Origin of the sequence: Candidatus Filomicrobium marinum (genome assembly GCF_000981545.1) — a bacterium.
In the GTDB taxonomy this organism is placed as follows: Bacteria; Pseudomonadota; Alphaproteobacteria; order Rhizobiales; family Hyphomicrobiaceae; genus Filomicrobium; species Filomicrobium insigne.
Map to the genome: position 1 here is coordinate 3156366 of NZ_LN829119.1, position 18850 is coordinate 3175215.

Consider the following 18850-nt stretch of genomic DNA (forward strand, 5'->3'; position numbering starts at 1 on the left):
CCCGTGAACTGATTGTCGTTAGCCCGCGAGGCGGGCTTCGATAGCCTTGATCGCATCGGCTGCTTTGCTGCCATCCGGACCGCCCGCCTGAGCCATGTCAGGTCGGCCGCCGCCACCTTTGCCACCGAGGGCTTCAGCACCGACACGCACCAGATCAACAGCGCTGTAGGTATCCGTCAGGTCTCCGGTCACACCAACGGCGATGCCAGCCTTACCATCTTCGGTAACACCAACCACGGCAACCACGCCAGACCCCACTTGCTTCTTACCGTCGTCGATAAGTCCGCGCAGATCCTTCGGGTTTAACCCTTCAACCGTACGCGCCAGAAGCTTGACGTCCCCCACGGTGCGAACCGCAGATCCGGAACCCGTGTCGGAAGCCCCTGAGCCGCCGAGCGCAGCCTGGCGCTTCGCATCGCTCAGTTGCCGTTCAAGCTGTTTCTTCTCCTCAAGCAGTGCACGAACGCGATCGAGAACTTCCTCCGGCCGCGTCCTAAGCATGGCCGCAGCCTCACGAAGCCGTTCGTCCTGCGACGCAAGATATGCGCGCGCGCCGTCCGAGGTCAGCGCTTCGATACGACGAACGCCGGCGGCACTCGCGGATTCACCGACGACCTTGATGAGACCGATGTCGCCGGTGCGCTTGGCATGCGTACCGCCGCACAATTCGACGGACCAAGCTTTGTTGGCCTTCTTGCCCACGGATTCGGACGCATCCCCAGGCGTGTAGCCCATGGAAACGACACGAACTTCATCTCCATACTTTTCGCCGAACAGCGCCATCGCCCCCGACTCCATCGCGTCGTCGAGTGCCATCAGGCGCGTTTCAACAGGAACGTTCTGAACGACAATCTCATTGGCCCGACGCTCGACTTCGCGAATTTCATCAGCCGTCATCGGCTTGGGATGTGAGAAGTCAAACCGCAGACGCTCTGGCGCAACCAACGAGCCCTTCTGAGCAACGTGCGTTCCAAGCACCTGGCGCAAAGCCTCATGCAGAAGGTGCGTTGCAGAGTGGTTGGCGCGCGTCGCTGTCCGCCGCGCATGATCAACTTCGAGACTGACGGGTTCGCCGGTTTTGAAGGCCCCGCTCTCAACCGTGCCGAAGTGAACAAAAAGATCAGACAACCTTTTCTGCGTATCTGTAACGCGGAACACGGCGCCCTTCGGTCCGCGGATAACACCCGTGTCACCCACTTGTCCGCCGGACTCTCCGTAAAAAGGCGTTTGATTCAGGATGATCTGAGCTTCGTCACCCGCCTTGAGGGTCTTCACGGGCTTGCCGTCTTTGATGAGCGAGAGGATCTCACCCTCGGCCGCCTCCGTGTCATAACCGAGGAACTCGGTGGCGCCGACCTTATCCCGCACTTCGAACCAGACGGTTTCCGTCGCCGCTTCTCCCGATCCTTTCCAAGCTTTACGGGCCTCGGCTTTCTGCTGCTCCATAGCCGCGTTGAAAGCAGCATGATCGACAGCGATGCCGCGCGTCCGCAATGCATCCTCGGTTAGGTCGAGTGGAAAACCGTACGTATCGTAGAGCTTGAAGGCGACATCCCCAGAGAAGACGTCTCCCTTGCCAAGGTCGCTCGAAGCTTCGCTCAATAGGCCGAGCCCTTTGATCAGAGTCGTGCGGAATTTCGTTTCTTCGAGTTTGAGCGTCTCGGTAATGAGTGCGTTAGCCCGGCTAAGTTCGGGGTACGCTTCCGCCATCTGCCGCATCAACGCCGGAACGAGCCGATGCATCAACGGCTCCGTCGCGCCAAGAAGATGAGCGTGACGCATCGCCCGTCGCATAATGCGGCGCAGGACGTAGCCACGACCATCGTTCGCAGGCAGAACGCCATCCGCAATGAGGAACGAAACCGCGCGCAAGTGATCTGCGATGACCCTGTGGCTCGCTTTGTGCTCACCCGTCGCTTCTACATTCGTCAGGTCGACCGAAGCCGCGATCAAAGCGCGAAACAGGTCTGTTTCATAGTTATCGTGAGTCCCCTGAAGAACCGCTGCGATACGCTCAAGCCCCATGCCAGTGTCAATGGAAGGGCGTGGCAGGTCGACGCGCTCCCCAGGCGTAACCTGCTCGTATTGCATGAACACGAGGTTCCAAATTTCGATGAAACGGTCACCGTCTTCGTCCGGCGAGCCGGGAGGTCCGCCAGGGATATGCTCCCCGTGATCGAAGAAAATCTCCGAACACGGCCCGCAGGGCCCCGTGTCCCCCATCTGCCAGAAATTGTCGGATGTTCCGATTCGGATAATCCGCTCATCAGGAAAGCCCGTGAGCTTCTTCCAGATATCGAACGCCTGATCGTCCTCTTTATAGACCGTGATCAGGAGACGCTTGGGATCGAGTCCAAACTCCTTGGTGATCAGGTTCCAGGCCAATTCGATGGCGACATCCTTGAAGTAATCACCAAATGAAAAGTTGCCGAGCATCTCAAAGAACGTGTGATGGCGCGCCGTATAGCCCACGTTGTCGAGATCGTTGTGCTTACCGCCCGCGCGCACACATTTTTGCGACGTGACAGCACGCACGTAGTCCCGTGTCTCATGACCGGTGAATACGTTCTTGAACTGCACCATCCCGGCGTTGGTGAACATCAACGTCGGATCATTCCGCGGGACAAGCGGCGACGACGGCACTATCGCATGGCCGTTCTTCCCGAAATATTCGAGAAATGCGCTTCGGATCTCATTAACGCCGGTCATTCATCGCCTCGTGCTAGCGGTCGTAGAAAAAACGTGGGTCTGCCCCGCGTGCTATTCCATCCTGTCAGAGAGTGCCAACTCCAAGCCCTAGAGCCTGACGCCTCACGGGATTCGCGCGAAACGCTCAGGCTGTAGACTATTTCTCATTTCCAGCGAAGCGTATTCCGCCTGATCCCCGGCGCTTGAAGTTGTGCAAGCTACCACCCGCCACGTCCGTCAGGTTACCCGGAGAAACGCCGGAAGAAGCAATGACGGCGAAAAACGGACGCGCAGGCTCCAGAAAAGTCGTCTTATCGATGTAGCGTCGCCTTCTCCGCCATCAAGATGGAACTGGAAGGCAACCGTTGCCTGACGCTTGCCCACCCCGCACCACGGGACAGCCAAAACGGCAGTTCGTCGCCGTTTTATCGGCGCACGCGCGCCCTGTCCAGGCAAGGGCTCCGGGACACCGAAGCCCTCTAAGCCAGTCGCTCAAGGCTAAAGAACGCGAAAGGCGGAGGGTCCGCTTCAGAACCACCCCGCCAACATCGCGAAATTTCGACTTAGATCAGATCTGTGTTCAATCAGCGCCGGGCACGCGATTTACGGCCACCGGCCTGATCGTCAGTGGTTTCATCCTCGCCAACAACCGCCGGCACCTCCGCCGGTTCACTGTCCTCATCTTCAGCGACGGTAGGATCAACCAGCAAATGATCCGCGACGAGGCCCGCGTTCTCGCGGATAGCCTTTTCGATCGTAGCGGCGATTTTCGGATTTTCCTTGAGGAACGTTTTCGTATTCTCGCGCCCCTGCCCTATGCGCTGGTCACCATAAGAATACCAAGCCCCCGACTTTTCGATAATGCCGGCTTTAACGCCCAGATCAACCAACTCTCCGACCCTGGAGACACCTTCACCATACATGATGTCGAATTCGACCTGCTTGAATGGTGGCGCGACCTTGTTCTTCACGACCTTAACGCGGGTCTGATTGCCAACAACGTCGTCACGCTCTTTGATCTGGCCAATGCGACGGATGTCGAGACGAACCGAAGCGTAAAACTTGAGCGCGTTGCCACCGGTGGTCGTTTCCGGGTTTCCGAACATGACGCCGATCTTCATCCGGATCTGGTTGATGAAGATGACCATGCAGCGTGATTTGGAGATGGAAGCCGTAAGCTTGCGCAGAGCCTGGCTCATCAGACGGGCTTGAAGGCCAGGCAGACTATCACCCATTTCACCTTCAAGTTCCGCCCTTGGCGTCAGTGCGGCCACCGAGTCAATGACCAATACATCCACGGCACCCGAACGAACGAGCGTATCGGCAATTTCCAGCGCCTGTTCACCAGCATCTGGCTGAGAAATCAGCAAATCTTCTACTTTGACGCCCAGCCGCTTCGCGTAAACCGGATCAAGCGCGTGTTCGGCATCAACGAAGGCACAAATGCCGCCCTTTTTCTGAGCCTCAGCCACAACGTGCAGAGCAAGCGTGGTTTTTCCGGAGGATTCAGGACCATAAATCTCTATAATTCGGCCACGCGGCAAACCACCAATACCAAGGGCGATGTCCAACCCGATCGAGCCAGTCGGCACCGCTTCAACATCGATCGACTTGTCGTTGGCCCCGAGCCGCATGATCGAGCCCTTGCCAAAGTTCTTATCGATCTGTTCGAGCGCGGCCTGCAGCGCCTTTTGCTTATCCATAGCTCCCCCTTCGAGGACACGAAGTTCCGGCTTGCTCATAACGCGATTCCCGATGTTGTCGTGAGTTGCAGATCATGTCCGCGAGTCACAACGTACACTTTTTGTTCGCTGAGAACAAGAAGAGAACATGGCGCATTTGTCAGAGCTCAGTGCGCGCACTCCGTAAGAGAAAGCGTCACCACTGATGCAGTCATAGCAAATCAGCCGGTCCAGTTAAATCGCGGGCTCCTAAAACCCGTGTGAAGACAGTGGACACACGCAATGCGTTGCAACGAAACATGATCGCCGAAGCAACAAATGAAAACGCGCGGCAAGCATAACGCTTTGCCGCGCGTTCCATAACGGAAGCTGTCAGCCGATCTACCAGAGAGATGCGAGGAGAACAGCAGCCCCGACACCGGAAAGCGTTCCGACGCCAATGATGCCGAGAAGACTTACGAACGGAAGGACGACGTCAACAACCATGATACGCACTCGCCTTATGCCCCAATGAGAAAAGTTTTCCCCAGGGCTTATGGCAATCAGATGGCAAATTGTCTCACTGGCGGCAAAATTCGTGCAGGTTCGGGGCACATCAGTGGCGTGTGTTGCAGGAATACCCCATCAGTCAGCCACAAAATCTCAACAAATCACACCCGCCTTATGTTTCGAGCTGCTCTTTCACCTTTGCCGCGAGTTGAGGCAACGAGAACGGTTTGGGCAGGAAGGCAAACGTTTCTTCACCCAGGGCCTGCTGGAAAGCCTCGTTCGGATAGCCCGACACAAAGATGATCTTGAGGTCGGGATTCGTTTTGCGCATTTCCTTCAGCATCGTCGGCCCATCCATCGCAGGCATCACGACATCGGAAACCACGATATCGATATTGCCGTTCTGTTCGGCCATGACATCGAGGGCCTCCAGGCCATCGGAAGCTTCGAGAACCTCGTAGCCTTGGCGGGTCAAAGCCCGGACGGCGAACGAGCGTACGACATCTTCGTCTTCGACCAGCAGCACACGCCCAGCGCCCGTGAGATCAGCCTTCTGCACGCGGTTCTTGGCTTCGACTCGTTCGGTAATCGCCGCTTCGTCCTTCTCATCGAGATGGTAACGCGGCAGGTATATGCGGAACGTCGTCCCGTCACCCAGCGAGCTCTCCGCATAGATGTGACCGCCGGTTTGCTTGACGATGCCGTAGACTGTTGCCAGCCCCAAGCCCGTGCCTTTGCCGACCTCCTTCGTCGTGAAAAACGGCTCAAAAATCTTGCCAATTACATCAGGCGGAATACCGGTCCCCGTATCGCTGACCTCGATCTCCACGTATTCGCCAGGGAGCATACCCCGCTGCTGCAAGCGACGGGACTCACGTTCGGTCAGATTACGCGTGCGGATTGTGAGACGCCCGCCGTCCGGCATCGCATCGCGCGCATTGACCGCGAGGTTGATGACGGCCTGCTCGAGTTGAAGTTTGTCGGTCTTGACGTACCAAAGGTCACGGCCCGACGAGAGCTTCAATTCGATCTTTTCGCCAACGGAGCGTTTCAGCAGCGAAGCCAGATCGGTCATGACCTCACCCAACTGCAGCGGCTCAACCATAAGTGTCTGCTGACGCGCTAACGCAAGCAGTTTGCCTACAAGCCCCGCGGCTCGGTTCGCCGACGACTTAATGTTCATGATGTCGGCATGCGCCGGATCGGTCGGACGATGCGTCTGCAGAAGAAAGTCGGAAAAGCCGATGATTGCCGTCAGCATGTTGTTGAAGTCGTGGGCAACAAAGCCCGCGAGCTTGCCAACAGCGTCCATCTTCTGGCTTTGCGCAAATTTAGCCTCAAGAGCTTTTTGCTCAGTAACATCAATCGCATACAGGATTGCAGCTTCCGAAGAGCTTCCCGTATGCGTCAACGGGCTCATGTAGACGCGCCGCGTAAATTCAGACTTGGCCCCGACGACGATATCCACGGGCGGTATGTTGCCGCGCCCCGACAACACCTTCTCTAGCCCGTCGCCAATCGCCTTGCTCGTATCATCATCGCCGGTACGAGCGAGAACATCGAGAGCCGCCTCGCCTATGCCGCTCGTTCCATCCACGATCATGCGAGAGAACGCAGCGTTGGTGCTCGAAATCTTTCCATCCCGCCCAATCGTGGCAATACCAATCGGGGCGGACCGGAAAAAGCGGGCAAACCGGACGCCGGCAACCTCAGTTGTGGCGTCGTCGATTTCCTCCTCGCGCCGGTCCATGACGGCAATCACCATGCCACCACCAACCGGTTGCGAAAATTCGTCTGGATCGTCCGCCAACGCGCTCAAGGCATCGTTCGCCGTTTGGCAGACAATACGCACAGGCAAGAGGCGTCCGTCTTCGCAAACGAGATCCAGATCCGTGCTGACAATCTCGTCAGGCCGGCGCCGCCGGCGCATGTCGAGGAGAAGTTCGGCACCGTCGGCCGCAAGCATGTCCGCTAACTTGCTGACGCGCGTCGAGGCCCCCAGCTTGTCGGAAACGCCGAGCCATCTCGCCAGCGTGCCGTTCATATGAACGATCGCACCGTCGTCATCAGCTGCAAGCAATCCGATTGGCATCGTCTCGTAGCGCTCAAGCTGAAGCTCGTAACCGGCGACGGCTGCAGCCTGCTTCTGACGCTCCGAAGTAATGTCGCTGATTTTCCAGAGGACGAGCGGCCGCTTGTCTTTGGAAGCCCCACCTGATTGGAAAGGCGAGACGCTGATCCGAACCCACGTAATCAGTTCGCGCGGACCCAGCGCATCGTTCGCAAGCGTCACCTTGACGTCTTCACTGCGTGCCAAGCCTGATTGCGCCGCGCGGGTCAGTCTGAAAATGGCTTCAGAAGCTGCCGAACTGCCGCCAAGGCCAAGCTCTAACGCTGCAATATTCCCTGCTGCCGAACGGTCGAGAATGCGATCAAAACGCTTATTCGCCCACACCCGTGCCCCATCGTTACGCGTGAGCTGCAATGCCTCGTTGAAATCGTCCACCAGCATCCCAGCGACGTCATGTCGGGACTGAGCCGTGCCAAAGTGGATATGCCCCACCATCCATCCGAAGATGAAAAATGCGCCCGCCATAGCAAGCAGCGAAAGCACGATCAGCAGAATGGGCTGTGCCGTCCCGGAGGCAATAAGTGCGATCAGAGCTGCACCAGCCCCCGCCACAACAGCAATCAATCCGGCGTGCGCGCGCACGTCCGCAAGGACAGCAGGCCCGTCACCGAACACATGTTGTCGCTGTGTTCCAATTCCGCTCATAGGCGGGCAAGCTATACGATTCTGTTGCGGGCGGCTCTCAGAAGCCTGCGGACGCTTGTACATATACTCGATACACTCTCAGCCGACAGTATTCGGTTCTCGCAGAATGGGGCAATGACGACTGCGCCACGGCCACATTTGTAGGGGAAAACCCCACGCTAACACCCTTGCGACACCGCTAACTGTTCGATCATCAGAGTTAAAATGACATGAATTGCAAGCTATAGACGGGACAATAGACGCAATCCGCCAGCGAGATTTCAGAAGCTATTGCACGCATTCGGCTGGCACATCGCAAAACCGTCGAGGTCGATAGACGGCTCACCCCGCAAGGGGCAACCTTGAAGCATCAGCCAAAAAAGGGCGCGGCACCGTCCGCGCGGGAAATGAATGTTGGACATTCTCTATTATCTCGCGATCTTCGCCTTCGTTGCCGCATCCATCGTCGTTGGTGGCTTGCTTTGGCGCAGCTACGCCGAAGGTGTCAGCCCGACAGCGGGCTTATTTCGCGCCCGCCAGGAGCCCCGTCTCGACGTCGTGGCGCAAACGAACCTTGATGGTCGGCGGCGATTGGTACTCATCAGACGTGACGATACCGAACACCTGATCATGACCGGTGGTCCAGTGGATGTCGTGATTGAAACGGGCATCAAAGATGGCAAGCCAGTCGTAAGCAGCGGCGAGGTCGTCGAGCCCACGTTTTCGCGTCCCGCACGCACCGCCGGCAAGACGGAAGCTTGAAAGGTTGGGGAGGGTGCGGCGCACTGAGGGGTTGCGATCATGAGCGCGCACTGGCAATCCTGTGCGGCATTTGACGCATCCAACTAAGAGCTCTTCATCGGCTTTTATGCCGTCTTTACGGCCATCTACAGTCAGAGTAGCTGCGCGGCCGACGAATAAACGCCGCCGCCTGAACAAGGATTGTCATGTTTGCGGATATCAGGCGGCTCGGCCTTTATGTGATCCTAGCACTTGTTGGCATGGGCGCGCTGCCTTTGGCCGCGCAGACGCCGACTGCACCACCGGCAACACCACCATCCGCAACGGGCGAGCCTGCTCCGGCCGGGGCACCCCCCGCCCGCCGTACGCAGTGGCCGTCTGAAAAGTTTGCGCAGCAGCCTGACGAAGCAAAAAAGGCCGAAGGCAAGGCGGAAAAATCCGCAACACCCGCCCAAACGAAAACCGAACCCAGCACCAATACCCCGACGGCAGACGGCACCCCAGCGGCAGCTCCGGCGCCAACCAATGGCAACGGTCAGGCTACCAACGGGGACGCACGGCCCGCAGCATCATCCGAGAAATCGTCGGAAAGCGAGGCCCCGGCGAATACGGTCGCACCGACACCGACTGAGCTGCCCGCTGATATCACAAACGGCTTGAACCAAGCCCAGGGCCTTGAAAGCCGCATAGAAGCGCTGGAAAAAAGCGTAGAGCGCGTCAAAGGCCGCGATAAAGAGCTCATCGACCAACTCCCTGTGATCGAAGCCGTAATCGCGGACTCGCAACGTCTGGCCCGTGAACTGCGCCCCAAGCTCGACGATGTTCGATCCCAAATCAGCCGACTTGGTCCGGCGCCTGACGGCAAAGACATACCGCCAGAATCTGCCACGATCGCCGCGCAACGCAGCAGACTGAATGCCATAGCCGCAGCGATCGATGGCGCAATAAAAACAGCCGGCCTCGTTGAAGTTCGCGCACGACAGCTTTCCGGTCGTGTCCAAGAACTGAGACAAGATATCTTCACGCGCGACCTGTTGCGACGCTCACGGTCGCCACTGGCCCCAGCCTTCTGGGAGGAAATCTGGCGCGCTGTCCCGAGTGCCAAACTTCAAGTACAGGCAATTACCGCTGGCTGGTGGTCCAATGTTTTAATCCAGCTCCCGGCAACGATTGCTGTCATTCTGGGTAGCTTCGCATTCTACGCTGTATTGAAGCTTTTAATGTTGCGTCTGTTGCGCGGCCTTTCAGCATCGCAGATCGCAGATCCAGGTTTTTATTTGAAAGTGTCGATGGCCGGGGCTCAAGCCCCTTTACGGGCCATCCCAGCCATAGCTGGTGCAAGTGCGCTGTATTTCGGGCTCGATTTTCTGGGGTTGCTCTACCTCCAGGTCGGCTACCTAGCCGCGACGATCCTCGAAGGCGTTATCATTTACAAAGTCAGCACCGCCCTCGCGAGGGCGTACTTGCGACCCAACCAGCCTGCATGGCGTGTCCTGGAATTCGACAATCAGACGGCGCGGCGCCTTGCACGACTGATAAAGTTGATCGCCGCTGTCTACGTGATTGATCTCGCCTTACGAGAACTCATCAGGCTTCTTTATCTACCGCTGCCCTTCAGCATCGTAACGACCCTGACCGCCAGCCTCTTACTGGCCGTTCTATTCGCCTTGGTCTCCCGAATGCGTTTCCCACTATCGGTCGATAACGATAGCTCGCTAGCGAGACTGAGAGCAGAGCTCATTCGATTGCCCCTATTGCTAGCGGCCGTAGTGATCGTCGTCGCTCTTGTCGGGGGCTACATCGCCTTGGCGCGCTACGTCGGCAATCAGGTGTTGATGACCGGTTCTGCGATCATCCTTCTGTTGCTCTTCTACCTCGCCAATCGAGCAATAGCAGCGGAACCAGATCAAAATCCGGGAGCTCAAGCCGCGGCCGCAGATCCTCATGGTCTTTCGATCGACCTGCGGCGACGGATGGCAGGCATCACGGCTGTCGTACTGGACAGCATCCTCGTGGTCGTCGGCATCCCGGTTCTGCTGCTATCCTTCGGCTTTTCCACCGCAGACATCGGCAGCCTCGCAAACCGTGCTCTGTTCGGTTTCGAAATCGGCGGCGTCCAGATTTCACTTGCCCGCATCGCAATCGCTCTGGGCATCTTCGCTGTCCTTTTAACGCTGACACGCGTTCTACAGCGCTGGCTCTCCGAAACGGTTTTGCACCCCAAGCGCACGGATCAGGGATTGAGCAACTCGATCTCAACCGGCGTCAACTATCTCGGAATTGGCGTCGCATCGCTGGCCGCTATCTCCTACGCGGGCCTCGATATCACCAACATCGCGCTGGTCGCCGGTGCATTGTCCGTTGGTATCGGTTTCGGCCTACAATCAATCGTCAATAACTTTGTGTCGGGCTTGATCTTGTTGGTCGAGCGCCCGATTAAGGTCGGCGACTGGATCGATGTCGCGGGCCAGGGCGGGTACGTTCGTCGCATTTCAGTCCGTGCAACCGAGATCGAGACATTCGATCGAGCGAGCGTCATTCTCCCAAACTCGGAACTGATTACTGGTACCGTAATCAACTACACCCATCGCAACGCGATGGGGCGCCTGACGATACCTGTTGGTGTGAATTACGGAGCGGACCCTGAGCACGTCATCTCCGTCCTCATGGACATTGCGGAAAACTCATCGCTTGTAGCAAAACACCCAGCGCCGTTTGTCGCCTTTGAAAATTTCGGCGACAACGCATTAGAGTTCTCTCTCAGGGTCTATATCATCGATGTCGGCAAAACCTTGGGGACGAAGACAGAACTCCGCACCCAGATCGTCAAACGTTTTGCTGAGGAAGGAATTGGCTTCCCGTTCCCGCAACGCGACATTCATCTACGCGACCTGGACGGACTGAAGATCGTACTGGCCAAGCTCCTACAGAACCGTGCATCCGCGCAGCAGGTGAAGTCAGACAGCGAAGACGAGGCCCCACAAACCTGACACAGCAACGCCGTCTCTGTGATGATTATTGCGTCGCGGTTTGTGCGGAGGCCAGATCGATAGTACCCCGCATGGCTGCAATCGCGCGGCCATAAGCCGTAGCGCTCTCATCCGGTCTGGAAACGACAGGTTGAGAAACCTGCTGCGCTACAATCCTATTGTTCACATCCGCCACGATCCGCTTCTGATCGGGGTTACCCGCCGCCAGAACGAGCGTAACCGCCATGACCACGCCCGCAGACATCAAAACCAGACGTACTCTGTGCGGCAACCGGCTCGGCGTAAGCCGATCTGCAAGTTGGCGCGAAGCGGTATCATCCAGCATGTCGTGCAGCCTTTCGGTCCGTTGGCGGCGTCCACGTGGTTAACTATGGCGTTGCACTAGTTAACAATGCGTTTTGAGCTGCACCATTTTGGAACCGGGGCTCGCGGAGATTGCCGCGGGCAAGCGCAAGATCACAGCTTGCGCAAGCAAAAACACACAACTGAAAATCCGACGTAGGAATGGAACCGTACGCACTACTAGGCGTTTACGGCTGGCGGCACCGGCGCAAGACCGTCAGTCGGGCGCGCTGGTACAAGCGGGGCCGTGGCGTCTCGCGGTGGCTCCCCCGCCGCGAGACGACCTTTTTCAGTCTCCCCAAGCTCACCAAAACGCTTAGCCCTTAAAAAAGTTGCAGCAGCCTCAAACACAGCGCTCTGCCGCCGCGTTGACTTGGCACCAACCCCCTCTACAGTGCAGCGCAACAATCGTTATAAAATGAAATAGGAAAGCCCACCGATGACTGTTACGCGCACGCCCGCCAAACACTTCCAGCCTCTCGCCATCGGTGCGCCGGAACCCTTCCGTACTCTGCCAGTCCGGTTAGAGCGGATGATTCACTTCGTCCCCCCGCACAACGAAAAGATCCGCGCCAAGCTCGGCGACATGATCAAGAAGGTCGACGTCATCCTCGGGAACCTGGAAGACGCCATTCCAGCCACCGAGAAGGAAGCCGCCCGCGCCGGCTTCATCTCCATGGCGCAGGAACACGATTTCGGCTCCACTGGCCTCTGGACACGTATCAACTGCCTGAATTCACCGTGGGCACTCGACGACATCACCGCGATCGTCGCGAGCGCGGGCAATAAACTCGATGTCATCATGTTGCCGAAGGTCGAAGGACCGTGGGACATCCACTATCTCGATCAGCTGCTGGCACAGCTTGAAGCTCGGCATAACATCACGAAACCCATTCTCATTCACGCCATCCTCGAAACCGCCGAAGGTGTAAATAACATCGAGGCTATTGCTGCAGCGTCCCCACGCATGCATGGCATGAGCTTAGGCCCTGCCGACCTCGCAGCCTCACGCGGCATGAAGACGACCCGTGTCGGCGGTGGGCATCCTGATTACGCCGTGCTAGCCGACGCCGGGGAAGCCGGGGCACCGCGCATCGCTTATCAGCAAGATCTCTGGCACTACACCGTCGGCAAAATGGTCGACGCGTGCATGGCCTATGGTATCAAGCCATTCTACGGACCCTTTGGTGACTTCTCTGATCCGGCAGCGTGCGAGAGCCAGTTCATGAACGCGTTCTTGCAGGGTTGCCTGGGCGCTTGGTCTCTTCACCCTAGCCAGGTCGACATCGCCAAAAAGGTGTTCAGTCCCGATCCTGCCGAAGTTGACTTTGCAAAGCGCATCCTCGAAGCCATGCCGGACGGGACAGGCGCGGTTATGATTGACGGCAAGATGCAAGACGACGCGACGTGGAAGCAGGCAAAGGTCATTGTCGACTTGGCGCGAATTGTCGCATCCAAGGATCCAGAGCTGGCAAGCGCCTACGGCCTTTGAGCCAAGGCAGGTGTGGCGGCCATACCTTGGCCGCCCATCTTTCACCTATCGAACGTGTTGACAGGACTGATGCAGTCTCGTGGAATACCAGAATGGGTTCCAAAAAACGAAACAATGAAGTTCTGAAAGCAGTCATGGGCACGGCCGATAAAATTAAAAGCGCCAAATACAATGTCGGAGAGGTGGTAAGGCACCGCCACTACGGCTTTAGGGGCGTTGTGTTTGATATCGATCCGACCTTCGACAACACGGAAGAGTGGCTTCTCGCGATCCCAGAGGAAATCCGCCCTGATCGCGAACAACCATTCTATCATTTGCTCGCTGAAAATGCTGACAGCGAATACATCGCCTATGTCTCGGAACAGAATCTGGTGATCGACCAGACTGGAACACCGCTGCGTCACCCGCAGATCGAAGAGCTGTTCCATCAGGACGAGGAAGGCCAGTTCCAGCCCCTGTTTTTGCAGGCACACTGACCCGCACACGCAGCGTCAAAAATTCATTTGTGAGCGGGTGAGCCGAGCCGCCCGCAGAAGGCGCATGGCAGCGGCTAAAACTATCTCCACCCTCCATCCAAGCAAAAAAACAGCGCCGCCGAAAATAACGGCAGCGCTGCGACTGGTCCTGAACCGGGGAACCTCAGTCGACGCGGGAAAAAACCGCACCGACCATGAAAATTGATTACTTCTTCTTCTCGTCCTTCTTGGCCGCACCAGCCTTGTCCTTCTGAGCGTCCTGGAACGCCTTCATGGCAGCCTTCTGGCGCTCACGAATTTGCGCCATCAACTGGCTTCGTGCCTTTGCGTACTGCTCGTTATCGACGGGCTTACCGTCATGCGCTTCAGCAAAGCCGGACAGCGGAACAGGGAAGCCAATCGGCTGAGCGCCAGCGTTGACCGCGAGGATCATCAGGCCACCGCCCTTCTTCATTTGATTGATGAGTTCCGGCGTTGCCTCGGCTTCAGCCGTGCAGCCTGCAGCATGGCACAGCGAATACTCAAGCTTGATTGGCTTGAGTTCCTTCTCATCAATCTTTTCGTTATTAGCCGCCTTCGTCCACTGCTCTTGACTGTAAACCGCAGCGCGGACACCAGCCGGAAGCGCCATACCGAGCGGGACCATCACCATCAGGCTCTTGTGATCAGCGCCTTCAACATCGCGGATAGCCGCCGAAACCAGAACCATGCCAGTATTGCCATCGAGACGTTCGTGGTGCGTCAGGCAAATCGTCTTATCTTCACGGACGACTTTGCCTTTATCTTTTTTGTCCACACCCGTAACGACAGGGGCTTTCTCACACAATTTCACCCATGCGCTCTGACTGGCGGCCGGAGCTTGGGCCGCCGCCTGCTTTGGAGCCGCGCCCTTCTTCTCCTGCCCATGTGCCGGCATGGCAATTGCCGCTGCCGCCATCAGTGCCGCACCAAGCGCAAACCGCTTGGACTGCCATACCTTAATAGTCATTTGACACATCAACCTTTCGTTGAGAGCTAGTCCCGCCAGCTCAGCCCCTCTTTGGCGCAAACACTGCGCTCTATTTTCTTGGCCACAATCACGCCAGCGCGATCGCACTAAGGCGTGGAATAAGGCGATCGCGTGACGTGACGTATGTTGAATTTGTATTGTTAGACCTCATCAGACACATCGTGGCAAATCCGCAACGCTTAGGCTTTCGAAGTTCACGCCAGAGGCTTGGCCGTCTGCCTCTATTGCACCAACAAGTGTGGTAGAATTCAGCCGAGAACGAGACGGCACGGCTCACCCCGGTTGTCAGCACACCACTCAAAGGATTTGTGAACCCGTGATTTCTACTCAACGCGATGGTGTCATGCGGCTGTGTCTGACCGCGGCCGCCTTGCTCAGTTTTGCCGTTTTGCCGTCTCCAGCGTCAGCTGTCAAAACACACGCCATCGCCATGCACGGTACACCTAAGCATTCGGAAGGCTTCAAGCATTTTGATTATGTCAATCCTGACGCGCCGAAGGGTGGTCGCTTGCGCCTTGGCTCCCAAGGCTCATTCGACAGCCTCAATCCCCTGATCATTAAGGGCGACCCTGGTGCGGGCCTACGCGAATTTCTCTATGAAAGCCTGCTGACACGCGGCCTCGACGAACCTTTCACGCTCTATGCGCAGCTTGCTCAGCACGTCGAACTGGCGCCGGATCGCAGTACGGTCACGTTCCACCTCAACCCCGACGCGCGCTTTTCGGACGGCCACCCGGTAACCGCAGATGATCTCCTATTTTCATGGCGCGTCCTGCGCGATCATGGCCGCCCCAACCATCGCGCGTACTACAAAAAGGTCACGAAAACCGAGCGGCTTTCCGATCTGAGCGTCCGCTTCGATCTTGAGCCCGACGACCGTGAACTGCCACTTATTCTCGGCCTGATGCCGATCCTGCCGAGCCACCTTCTCGATGAGGACACGTTTCAGCGCACGACGTTGACCCCCCCTATAGGCTCAGGCCCCTATAAGATGGCACAGGTCGACCCCGGCCGTTCCATTGTGTACGAGCGCGACCCAGACTGGTGGGGCAAGGATCTTCCGATCAATCGTGGACGCTTCAATTTCGATGAGATCCGTTTTGATTATTATCGTGACGACGCCGCCATGTTCGAAGCATTCAAGTCTGGCAGGATCGATATACGCCCAGAAGAAGACCCCTCGCGCTGGGCGGAAGGCTACGACACCCGCGCGGTGACCAATGGTAACATCATAAAAGGCGAATTCGATATCGGTTTGCCGGCGGGCATGTCTGCTCTCGCCTTCAATACCCGCCGCCCTGTCTTCGCTGACCAGCGCGTAAGGCAAGCGCTGATCTATCTCTTCGATTTCCAGTGGATCAACCGCAACCTCTATCATGGGCTTTATAGCCGTACGCAGAGCTACTTCGAGCGTTCCATGCTCGCCAGCACCGGCCAGCCTGCCGACGCGCTCGAGAAAAAATTACTGGCGCCTTATCTTTCGGAGATAAAGCCGGAACTCATGATGGGAGAATATCAATTCCCCGTATCTGACGGCACAGGACGTAATCGTGAGAATTGGCGCACCGCCCTGAAGCTTCTAAACGACGCCGGCTACAAGCTCGAAGGCGGCAAGCTGCTTTCACAGGAAACCGGTCAACAGCTCAGCTTCGAAATATTAGCCGCAACGGCAGCCCAAGAACGTCTTTTTTTAGGCTTCGCGCGCGACCTTGAACGCCTCGGCATTAAGCCGCGAATTCGCGTAGTGGACAGTGCGCAGTATCAGTCGCGGCTCAAGACATACGACTACGACATGATTCAGACACGCTGGCCTTCCTCACTTTCGCCAGGCAACGAGCAGCTCTTCCGTTGGTCATCGGCGTTGGCCGACCGTGACGGCACCTTCAACTACCCGGGGGTCAAGAGTCCCGCCGTCGATGCCATGATCGCTGCCATGCTGACGGCCGAAGCACCAGAAGACTTCGTGTCCAGCGTGCGCGCTCTTGACCGAGCGCTGTTGTCGGGAGATTACGTAATTCCGCTCTACCATCTGCAAAAGCAATGGGTCGCTTACTGGCACCACCTCGGCCAGCCTCAGCAGACATCATTGTTTGGATATCAGGTCGACACATGGTGGAGCGCCACCATTGAGAAGGCCCAGGCGGTTGAAGCATCCCATAACGAATAAAACGCAAAGCAGTCACCTCGGCTTTTCAGGGCAGCCTCCCCCCAAGGCCTTAAATCTCGCAGCGTATTGTCTTGCTCCGGCCTCCCAGCGCCCCCCCGACAAACCTGCGCTGATCGTCATTGAGGATGTCTCCGCCAAAACACCGGCTGAGGTCTGGACATACGGCGAACTCGATGAAGCGGTGCGCCGCGTAGCCGCCGGACTAAGCGCTCGCGGGTTGCCGCGCGGCAGCCGGATCGTCCTAAGCCTCGGCAATACGAGCGCCTTCCCGCTGGCCTTTTTCGGAGCAATCGCAGCCGGATTCGTACCGATCCCGACGTCAGCGGCCCTCACACCGTCAGAGCTGGCATTTATCGTCGCCGACAGCGAAGCCGAACTTGTCATCTGTGACGATGAGCAGGCAGCCAGCGCTTTGCCATCAAACGTAGCGCTGTACGGACGCAGCGAGCTGCATCACCTGATCGACTTTCCAGAAAGCAGCGACTACGTCGCCACACATTCTGATGATCCGGCATATCTGATCTACACATCCGGGACCACAGCCTCCCCCAAGGGGGTGATCCACGCCCACCGCGCCGCGTGGGGGCGCCGCCCCATGTATCAAGGATGGTACGGCATCACGCCTGAAGATCGCGTTCTACACGCTGGGGCATTCAATTGGACCTTCACACTCGGCACCGGACTGACGGACCCGTGGGCTAATGGCGCAACCGCCATCATCTTTACCGGCGAAAAGAACCCTGCCGTCTGGCCAAATCTGATCGAGAAAACCGAGGCCTCAATTTTTGCTGCCGTACCAGGTCTGATCCGTCAGATCCTGAAATACGCAGATGTCGACCCGACACGGATGCCGACTCTCCGCCATGCTCTCATTGCAGGCGAAGCGCCTCCACCGGACCTTTTTGAGGAATGGACAGAGCGCACGGGCCGCCAGCTCTACGAAGCACTCGGCATGAGCGAAATCTCCACGTACATTTCCTCAAGCCCAACCGTTCCCAGAAAGTCTGGAACAGTTGGCCGAGCACAACCGGGTCGCAGCATCGCAATTCTCAGCGAAGAGGCTGGGAACGAACCTCTTGCGCCCGGAGAGCCGGGTCTCATAGCTATCCATCGGACAGATCCAGGCTTGATGCTCGGATATTGGAAGCGGCCGGACGAGGAAGCCGCGGTGATACGCGGCGATTGGTTTGTCGGTGGTGATCTTGGCGTCATGGACAGCGAGGGCTACATCAGCCATCTCGGGCGCGCCGACGATGTCATAAAGGCGCTCGGATACCGGATTGCCCCGCAAGAGGTTGAAGCCGTACTCGTGCAACATCCTCATGTCGCAGAATGCGCATGCGCAGCGCTGGAAGTCAGCTCTGGCGTAACTATTCTCTGCGCGTTCATCGTTGCCCAAAATTCCGGCTCACCTCCTCGGCAGGATGACTTGCTCGCCTTCGCAGCCTCTCGCCTTGCAGCCTACAAATGTCCGCGCGAGATCCGCTTCATCGACAAGCTGCCCCGTACCGCCAATGGGAAGATCAAACGATCTATTCTGAGCAAAGAAGAAGAACCAATGGAAAATTCGGAAACCAGATAGAAACAAACAAGGAAACATCATCCGGGAAAAATAAGAACACGCCAACATTATATAACTTCAGATAACGGTATATCCTTAAACACCCCTTTAAATTGTTACGGAACCACCTAGCTTGTGAAGCGTTAGTCATTTCAAGTTTTGCAAGTAACTAGGAGGAAGCAACATGAAGTCTGTAGCGACTGTCGCGGCATTGCTGGTCGCAGCAATTGCAAGTCAGCCCGCACTGGCGCAAGACAAAAAGGGCGGAGAGAAAGCAGTGGAAGTAGCGGGCCGCCCAGCCCTTCCAACTGATTCCGCCAAAGCAGTATTTGAAATGCGCTCGGAGTGGGGAACGAAACCCAGCATGAGCACAGCGCAACCCGAAAAGTCCGAGAAGAAGTAATCTGATCGGGATCACAGGGTAACGATTTCGGGGTCGGAGAAGTCTATTCTCCGAC

12 protein-coding genes are annotated in these 18850 nt (G+C 57.3%); 7 read left to right on the plus strand and 5 right to left on the minus strand.

Annotated elements, in window-relative coordinates; genetic code table 11:
• Window positions 1-18 precede the first annotated feature (18 nt).
• The 3 genes from alaS to YBN1229_RS14805 form a co-directional block, all read right to left on the minus strand.
• Window positions 19-2709, minus strand: a complete 2691-nt coding sequence (gene alaS, locus YBN1229_RS14795; protein ID WP_046478513.1) for an alanine--tRNA ligase — start codon at window positions 2707-2709, stop codon at window positions 19-21.
• A 563-nt stretch (window positions 2710-3272) separates the two neighbouring features.
• Complete coding sequence (recA, locus tag YBN1229_RS14800; protein WP_046478512.1) at window positions 3273-4430, minus strand: recombinase RecA; 1158 nt, start codon at window positions 4428-4430, stop codon at window positions 3273-3275.
• A gap of 601 nt (window positions 4431-5031) precedes the next feature.
• Window positions 5032-7635, minus strand: a complete 2604-nt coding sequence (locus YBN1229_RS14805) for an ATP-binding protein (protein WP_160298720.1) — start codon at window positions 7633-7635, stop codon at window positions 5032-5034.
• Window positions 7636-8025: 390 nt separating this feature from the next.
• On the opposite strand from YBN1229_RS14805, the gene YBN1229_RS19310 reads away from it, so the two are divergent.
• Together YBN1229_RS19310 and YBN1229_RS14815 are read left to right on the plus strand one after the other, a co-directional pair.
• Window positions 8026-8376: a flagellar biosynthetic protein FliO gene (locus YBN1229_RS19310; protein ID WP_046478510.1), complete on the plus strand. Its 351-nt coding sequence runs from the start codon at window positions 8026-8028 to the stop codon at window positions 8374-8376.
• A 185-nt stretch (window positions 8377-8561) separates the two neighbouring features.
• Window positions 8562-11345 carry a DUF3772 domain-containing protein gene (locus tag YBN1229_RS14815; protein WP_052743977.1) on the plus strand — a complete coding sequence of 928 codons (2784 nt, stop codon included), beginning with the start codon at window positions 8562-8564 and terminating at the stop codon, window positions 11343-11345.
• Window positions 11346-11370: 25 nt separating this feature from the next.
• Here YBN1229_RS14815 and YBN1229_RS14820 read toward each other — a convergent pair whose 3' ends face one another.
• A complete protein-coding gene (locus YBN1229_RS14820) occupies window positions 11371-11670 on the minus strand; it encodes a hypothetical protein (protein ID WP_046478509.1) in 300 nt (99 codons plus the stop codon).
• A 456-nt stretch (window positions 11671-12126) separates the two neighbouring features.
• Here YBN1229_RS14820 and YBN1229_RS14825 point away from each other — a divergent pair, with 456 nt between their 5' ends.
• Both YBN1229_RS14825 and hspQ read left to right on the plus strand, forming a co-directional pair.
• The gene (locus YBN1229_RS14825; protein WP_046478508.1) at window positions 12127-13179 is read left to right on the plus strand and encodes an HpcH/HpaI aldolase/citrate lyase family protein; all 1053 of its coding nucleotides are present in this window, start codon (window positions 12127-12129) and stop codon (window positions 13177-13179) included.
• A 134-nt stretch (window positions 13180-13313) separates the two neighbouring features.
• Window positions 13314-13655 (plus strand): heat shock protein HspQ, encoded by a 342-nt coding sequence (gene hspQ / locus YBN1229_RS14830; protein ID WP_046480393.1) that lies wholly within the window; start codon window positions 13314-13316, stop codon window positions 13653-13655.
• Window positions 13656-13860: 205 nt separating this feature from the next.
• On the opposite strand, the gene YBN1229_RS14835 is transcribed toward hspQ, so the two are convergent.
• Complete coding sequence (locus YBN1229_RS14835) at window positions 13861-14643, minus strand: invasion associated locus B family protein (RefSeq protein WP_046478507.1); 783 nt, start codon at window positions 14641-14643, stop codon at window positions 13861-13863.
• Window positions 14644-15007: 364 nt separating this feature from the next.
• Here YBN1229_RS14835 and YBN1229_RS14840 point away from each other — a divergent pair, with 364 nt between their 5' ends.
• From YBN1229_RS14840 to YBN1229_RS14850, 3 genes are all read left to right on the plus strand, one after another.
• On the plus strand, window positions 15008-16831 hold the full coding sequence (locus YBN1229_RS14840) for an extracellular solute-binding protein (RefSeq protein ID WP_046478506.1): 1824 nt from the start codon (window positions 15008-15010) through the stop codon (window positions 16829-16831).
• Entirely contained in the window at window positions 16809-18413 is a 1605-nt protein-coding gene (locus YBN1229_RS14845) for a class I adenylate-forming enzyme family protein (protein WP_244464917.1), read from the plus strand. Before YBN1229_RS14840 ends, YBN1229_RS14845 begins: the two co-directional genes overlap by 23 nt.
• 163 nt (window positions 18414-18576) lie before the next feature.
• Window positions 18577-18795, plus strand: a complete 219-nt coding sequence (locus YBN1229_RS14850) for a hypothetical protein (protein WP_046478504.1) — start codon at window positions 18577-18579, stop codon at window positions 18793-18795.
• The last annotated feature ends 55 nt before the right edge of the window (window positions 18796-18850 follow it).

Excerpts from the sequence above, each read along its gene's own strand:
- alaS (WP_046478513.1), bottom strand. The coding sequence starts at position 2,709 with ATGACCGGCGTTAATGAGATCCGAAGCGCATTTCTCGAATATTTCGGG.
- recA (WP_046478512.1), bottom strand. The coding sequence starts at position 4,430 with ATGAGCAAGCCGGAACTTCGTGTCCTCGAAGGGGGAGCTATGGATAAG.
- YBN1229_RS14805 (WP_160298720.1), bottom strand. The coding sequence starts at position 7,635 with ATGAGCGGAATTGGAACACAGCGACAACATGTGTTCGGTGACGGGCCT.
- YBN1229_RS19310 (WP_046478510.1), top strand. The coding sequence starts at position 8,026 with ATGTTGGACATTCTCTATTATCTCGCGATCTTCGCCTTCGTTGCCGCA.
- YBN1229_RS14815 (WP_052743977.1), top strand. The coding sequence starts at position 8,562 with ATGTTTGCGGATATCAGGCGGCTCGGCCTTTATGTGATCCTAGCACTT.
- YBN1229_RS14820 (WP_046478509.1), bottom strand. The coding sequence starts at position 11,670 with ATGCTGGATGATACCGCTTCGCGCCAACTTGCAGATCGGCTTACGCCG.
- YBN1229_RS14825 (WP_046478508.1), top strand. The coding sequence starts at position 12,127 with ATGACTGTTACGCGCACGCCCGCCAAACACTTCCAGCCTCTCGCCATC.
- hspQ (WP_046480393.1), top strand. The coding sequence starts at position 13,314 with ATGGGCACGGCCGATAAAATTAAAAGCGCCAAATACAATGTCGGAGAG.
- YBN1229_RS14835 (WP_046478507.1), bottom strand. The coding sequence starts at position 14,643 with ATGACTATTAAGGTATGGCAGTCCAAGCGGTTTGCGCTTGGTGCGGCA.
- YBN1229_RS14840 (WP_046478506.1), top strand. The coding sequence starts at position 15,008 with ATGCGGCTGTGTCTGACCGCGGCCGCCTTGCTCAGTTTTGCCGTTTTG.
- YBN1229_RS14850 (WP_046478504.1), top strand. The coding sequence starts at position 18,577 with ATGAAGTCTGTAGCGACTGTCGCGGCATTGCTGGTCGCAGCAATTGCA.